Below are 3,177 nucleotides of genomic sequence, written 5' to 3'. Positions count from 1 at the left end.
TTATATTTTACGGCATTATCGATGAGATTCATGACAACTTCTCTCAGGCGGCCCGCTTCTCCCCATACAGGCACTTTTTCCAATGCACAATGGACAGTGACCTGTTTTTCATGAAGGACCGGTTCCATAAATCCTACGACATCCTGCACAATGCCTTCCAGATAGACAGGCTGGCATTCCTGTACTTTCCGCCGCTCCTCAATACGGGATAAATGAATGATTTCCTCAATCATGGCAAGCAGCCGTTCGGCCTGCTCGTGGATCCGGCTGCCAAAATGCTGGGCATCTTCCTTATTTTTAAACATGCCGGCCGACAGTATTTCAGAAAATCCCCGGATAGACGTAAGGGGTGTCTTCAGTTCGTGAGAAACATTCGACGTAAATTCCCGGCGCAGCTGTTCCCGCCGTTCCCGTTCCGTTATATCGTCGAGAATGAACAGGATACCGTATACTTCCTTATTTTTATACACTGGCTGTACGGTCAGCTGATACAGCAGGTCATCTTTGCTCAGCCGCTGTTCCTGCGCTACCCCGGATATATCATTGCCACGGATAGCCTGCCAGTCTGGTTCTGTAAACAGAGATGGCAGGGAAAGCCCCGTCACGGCCAAATCACGGCGCAGGTTCAGGACAGAAAGAGCACACTGATTGATGACCAGTACTTTATAGGATGTGTCGGTCAGGATAACGCCTTCCTGAAGATTTTCCAGCATCAGACGGATGATATTCCGCTGTTTTTCCAGCGTCTGGATCGTGTGTTCTATCGTCTGGCTCTGTTCGAGTATTTTTTCTACCAGTGGTCTCAATTCACTGTATACAGGCGGCACTTTTCCACGGATACTATCGGGGGAACCAATATGTTCCATAATCAGGGCAGTCCGGCGCAGCGGCGCCAGAAGGCTGGCCGTCAATTTACGCGACGCCACGATGCAGCAAAGAAACATACACAGCAGGAGCAGGCACAAGAGAGGCAGCAGAGATACAAAATGGGCATACAGAGAGTCCCGTTCCAGGCTGAGCCTGAGGACGGATCCATCATCCAGCCGCCGGGCCCGATAATACAGCATCTTTGACAATGTATGGGAATCCCTGACAGAAGAACCAGATCCTGTACGCAAAGCCTGTTGCACTTCCGGTCGTTCCAGATGGTTTTCCATCGCCGCCCGGTCATAATCCGACTCGTATAATACACTGCCATCCGGCCCGATCCAGGTAATCCGTATGATTCCCTTTTCCGCATGGCCCGTTTCCTGCAGATACGCTAAGGGCCTATCCACCTGCTTTATTCCTGCCGTCAGCACGGTCATCGTATTTTTGAGCTCTTCCTCAGCCTGTCCCTGCAGGGAGTGCCAGACAAGGATACTATACAGGATCATCGTGACTGCCATACAGGCAAATCCGATGGCCAGCAGGCTGAGATAAATGCGCTTTTTCATTTTATTTTAGTTTTTAAGGACATAACCGACACCGCGTATGGTGTAAATGATCCGGTTATTGGTGCCTAACTTTTGACGCAGGCTGCGGATATGCATATCGATAGTGCGTGTTTCCCCTTCATAGGAAAACCCCCAGACGGCCTCCATAATACGTTCCCGCGTCAGGACAATGTTCTGGTTAATCATCATATAGCGCAGCAATTCAAATTCTTTAACAGTAAGAGGACACGCCGTACCATTTACCGTCACTTCATGCCGTTCCTCATCCATACGGATTGGTCCGCATTCTAATATATGCGGCATTTCTTTTCTCGCCTGGCAGCGGCGGAGTACGGCATGGATACGGGATGTCAGTTCTACGATACCAAAGGGTTTTTTGACGTAATCGTCGGCTCCTTCATTCAGTCCCTTGGCAATATCAAATTCACTGGTTTTCGCTGTAAGCATGATAACCGGCAGCGTTTTATATGCGGCCTGATCACGCAGACGGCTCAGTATACTCAGGCCGCTTTCGCCAGGCAGCATAATATCGAGGAGAACAAGATCTGGCTTTTCACTTTCCATCGCCTGCCAGAATTCATGGCTGTCTGCCATCGTTTTTACAGCGAAATTCTGACTTTCCAGCGCATACCCTATGAGCTCCCGGATACTTGCATCATCTTCTACACAATAAATTAAAGACACGTGTACCACCCTTCCTTCAGGTCATTATATGTTACAGTAAAGTATACAAACAAAATATGTATACACTATGTAACTTCTGTAAAAGATATGTAAAAAGCAGCTGCGCCCAGGCACAGCTGCCGGATAATTAGAAATCTAAATCTTTAGATATAAGCTGAACTTCCCATTCTTTATCCACCTGCTTGTACGTAACGGTGGCGATAAAAGAGTGAAGATCACGGACCCATGTAAAGTTGCGGTCGTCAATATTGCCATTATCGAGATTCTTGTTAAAGGTGAACATAATCGTATCGAGAGGCGTCAGGACATATCCTACCGAGAACCCTTTCTGGCGGGGATGATCTATCGTATCGAACCGGTACGGCGTATATCCGCTCAGATTATGTTTTTTATACCAGAAACTCGTCCACAGCCGCGAATTGATACCCTGATTGAGGACAACGCCCCAGTACGGATCCTTCCGTACGGCATCACGGTAAGAATACAGATCCTTCCGGTATCCCGTAAAGAAGCGGAGATTGGCCTTTGACCATAAATGAATGGGATTATGGGTCAATTCTGTCCGGAACCCCTTATGCGTACCTTCCCGGTCTCCTTCGGCCCAACGGCCCCAGCTGGCACTGCCATCGATATAAATACCAGCATTTCCCGCATAGATACGGGGCATATAATAGCGCAGTTCCGGCCAGCGCGTAGCCCAGATATGATCGTCGTTATCGGTACTTTCTTCCTTGCTGTACCCGAATGTAAAGGTCCCGACAGGTGTCCTTTTGCCGACTTTAAGGCCTGGCTTAAACCCTTCTTTAGAGTAAACGGCATAGTTCACATCCATATAGAGGTCCCCGTTGCGATTCATGGGGAACCGGGCATCGCCGCGAAGGCCGATGCCATTATCATTATTATACGTAGGCCGTGGAAGAAGCGAAAAAATCCACGGTTTCTGATTCCGGTCTTTGTCCAGCCGGCCTTCATAATGTCCATACGTGAAGAGACAGATATTCTTGAACCACAATTTCGTATTTTCTGCAGTAAACTTTTCGCCGGGATAAATATGAAT

2 protein-coding genes and 1 pseudogene are annotated in these 3,177 nt (G+C 48.3%); all 3 read right to left on the bottom strand.

The window, feature by feature from the left end; translation table 11 throughout:
- Window positions 1-1,436 (bottom strand): cell wall metabolism sensor histidine kinase WalK (locus DBO31_RS07975; RefSeq protein ID WP_150824880.1); only part of this gene is annotated, 1,436 nt, incomplete at its 3' end.
- A gap of 6 nt (window positions 1,437-1,442) precedes the next feature.
- The gene (locus DBO31_RS07970) at window positions 1,443-2,120 is read right to left on the bottom strand and encodes a response regulator transcription factor (protein ID WP_113855435.1); all 678 of its coding nucleotides are present in this window, start codon (window positions 2,118-2,120) and stop codon (window positions 1,443-1,445) included.
- A 127-nt stretch (window positions 2,121-2,247) separates the two neighbouring features.
- Window positions 2,248-3,177, bottom strand: a pseudogene (locus DBO31_RS09340) (hypothetical protein); the annotation flags it as partial.

Source organism: Megasphaera sp. DJF_B143, from assembly GCF_900320625.1.
Classification (GTDB): Bacteria; Bacillota; Negativicutes; order Veillonellales; family Megasphaeraceae; genus Megasphaera; species Megasphaera hexanoica.
Note: the sequence above shows the minus strand (reverse complement) of the source record. Positions and strands in the feature narration are given on the sequence as shown.